The 2,719-nt window shown below is 67.4% G+C and carries 3 protein-coding genes, 1 tRNA gene and 1 other RNA gene; 2 read left to right on the forward strand and 3 right to left on the reverse strand.

Translation table 11 applies throughout. The features are described 5' to 3' along the window. The 3 genes from QOC69_RS04990 to ffs form a co-directional block, all read right to left on the reverse strand. Window positions 1–326: DNA polymerase III delta subunit-related protein (locus QOC69_RS04990; protein WP_526436985.1), on the reverse strand; the 326-nt coding region annotated here is incomplete at its 3' end. Between the two features lie 37 nt (window positions 327–363). Then, complete coding sequence (locus tag QOC69_RS04995) at window positions 364–1,659, reverse strand: aspartate aminotransferase type Ic (RefSeq protein WP_526436987.1); 1,296 nt, start codon at window positions 1,657–1,659, stop codon at window positions 364–366. Between the two features lie 38 nt (window positions 1,660–1,697). Next, window positions 1,698–1,792, reverse strand: an RNA gene (gene ffs, locus QOC69_RS05000) — signal recognition particle sRNA small type. 68 nt (window positions 1,793–1,860) lie between these two features. Between ffs and QOC69_RS05005 the strand changes: the two genes are divergently transcribed. Then, a tRNA-Ser gene (locus QOC69_RS05005) sits at window positions 1,861–1,945 on the forward strand. 78 nt (window positions 1,946–2,023) lie between these two features. Further along, the coding region (gene lucA / locus QOC69_RS05010) for a lipid uptake coordinator LucA (RefSeq protein ID WP_526436989.1) at window positions 2,024–2,719 on the forward strand (696 nt) is incomplete at its 3' end.

A 2,719-nucleotide genomic window follows, 5' to 3' on the forward strand; every position in this document is an offset into this window, starting at 1 on the left:
CGGTCGCGGAGTTCGCGGGTGTCGTCGACGCCACCGTGGCTGGCCGCGTCGAGTTCGACGACGTCGACGTTGCCAGGGCCGTTGGGCGCCAGCGCGACGCAGGAGTCACACACGCCGCACGGGGTAGGCGTGGGGCCCTGCTCGCAGTTCAGCGAGCGAGCGAGGATGCGCGCCGAGGACGTCTTGCCGCACCCGCGCGGGCCGGAGAACAGGTAGGCGTGGTTGATCCGGCCCGACGACAGCGCCGTCGACAGCGGTTCGGTGACGTGTTCCTGGCCGACTACTTCACCGAACGTCGCCGGCCGGTACTTGCGGTAGAGAGCCACGGATGAAGGCTACCCAGACGCAGTGACGAGCCGGGACCTAGCCGCGTGCCAGCAGCGACTCGGTCGCCGCGAGCAGAGCGCACGTCGACAGCCCGTCGATCGCCTCGCGCAGGTCGGGCGCCGAGGGGAACGAGGGCGCGACACGAATGTTCTTGTCGTCCAGATCTTTTCGATACGGGAACGCTGCACCCGCCTCGGTTACCGCGATGCCCGCGTCCTTGGCGAGCGCGATGGTTCGCCGTGCCGTGCCCGGCCACACGTCCAGGCTGACGAAGTACCCGCCCTTGGGATCGGTCCATGACGCGATCTTGGACTCGCCGAGCCGGTCGGCGAGGATCTCGGCGACCAGGGCGAACTTCGGCGCGAGCAACTGCTGATGTCGCTGCATCTGCAGCCGCACGCCGTCGGCGTCACCGAAGAACCTCAGATGGCGGAGCTGGTTGATCTTGTCCGGGCCGATCGACTTCTTGCCCGAGTGCTGCAGATACCAGGCCACGTTGCCGAGCGAGCCGCCGAAGAAGCTGACCCCTGCACCCGCGAACGTGATCTTCGAGGTCGACGCGAACACCAGCGGGCGGTTCGGGTTGCCCGCCGCGGCGGCCAGGCCGAGCACGTCGATCTGCGGCGGGAAGTCGTGGGTCAACGTGTGCACCGCGTAGGCGTTGTCCCAGAACAGGCGGAAATCCGATGCGGCGGTCTTCATCTGGACGAGACGACGCACGTTCTCCCAGGAATAGGTGGTGCCCGTCGGGTTGGAGAAGACCGGCACGCACCACATGCCCTTCACCGCGGGGTCGATGGCGACCAGTTCCTCGACGAGGTCGACGTCGGGGCCGTCCTCGCGCATCGGCACGGGGATCATCTCGATGCCGAGGCTCTCGGTGATGGCGAAGTGCCGGTCATAGCCGGGCGCCGGGCACAGGAACTTGATTCCGCCGTCCAGCTGGTCCTGGATCCACGGCCGCGGCGAGTCCAGCCCGCCGTGCAACAGCGAGAACACCACGGCGTCGTGCATGAACTCGAGGCTGGCGTTGTTGCCCGCGATGAGGTTGGGCACCGCGATGCCGAGCAGTTCGCCGAAGATGGCCCGCAGTTCCGGCAACCCGTGCAGGCCGCCGTAGTTGCGGGTGTCGGTGCCGTCCCCGTCGCGGTAGGCATCCTTTCCCGAGCCAGGCAGGCTGAGCAGGCCATTGGACAGGTCGAGCTGTTCAGGGGACGGCTTGCCCCTGGTGAGATCCAGGCTGAGCTTCCTGGCCTGCAGGTCGGCGTAGTTGCGGCGCTGCCGATCGTGCTGCGCCTGCAGTTCGTCATGGCCCAGCGATTCAAATGACACGGCGCACGCCTTTCACCATCTACTCAAGCCGTGGAAAGAGAAGGGGACCCCGCGCACCCGCCAGAGCCCATTGACCCTTGCTGCCTTCCGGCCCTGGGGGAGTTCACAGGATGGACGCCGCGCGGGGTCCGAACAGAGTGTAGTACCCGCGGAACTAGCGACTTGTCGGGCGTCATAGGCCAGTCGGCTACCATTGCCCGCGGAGGATTCGCCTAGTGGCCTATGGCGCTCGCCTGGAACGCGGGTTGGGTTAACGCCCTCAGGGGTTCAAATCCCCTATCCTCCGCACTGGTCCGGGGTGCGATCTGCCGAAGAGGCAGGTCGCGCTCCGACCCATCGAAGGCCACTGACGTCAAGGAGGACCATGCGGCGCTGGATCGCGGTGTTGTGGAACACGTCGTTCTTGGTCCTCGCTGGAGTCCTCTACTTCTTCTTCGTGTTGCCGCGCTGGCCCGAGCTGCTCGGCGACACGTCCCACACGCTCGGCACCGCACTGCGCATCGTCACGGGTGCGCTGATCGGGCTGGCCGCGCTACCGGTGGTCTTCACCTTGCTGCGCACGCGCAAGCCCGAGTTCGGTACGCCACGCCTGGCGCTGACCTTGCGGGTCGTGTCGATCGCCCTGCTAGTACTAGCGGGCGTGCTCATCATCGGCACCGCCATCAGCGAGCTCTGGCTGAGCCTGGACAGCGCGGGCCAGTGGCTGTTCGGCATCTACGGTGCCGCCGCCGCGGTCGCGTTGCTCGGTGTGCTCGGCTTCCATCTGGCGTTCACCGCCGAGTTGCCGCCGCCCCCGCCGAAGCCGTTGAAGCCCAAGACCGAGAAGCGTCGTCGCGGACGGGGCGCGGCCGCCGACGAGGACGAGACACCCGCTGAATCCGAAGTGACCGACGCCGTCTCGGACGAGGACGCGGAGGCCGCCGACGACACCGCCGACGCCGACGCTCCGGCACCCGTCTCGGCCGACGAACCGTCGGAATCCACCGAGGCTGTTGAGCTCACCGAGACCACTGCGGCTGACGAGACCTCTGAGGCCAATGAGGTCGACGAACCGGCTAAC

Source organism: Mycobacterium sp. (assembly GCF_032162105.1).
Lineage (GTDB): Bacteria > Actinomycetota > Actinomycetes > Mycobacteriales > Mycobacteriaceae > Mycobacterium.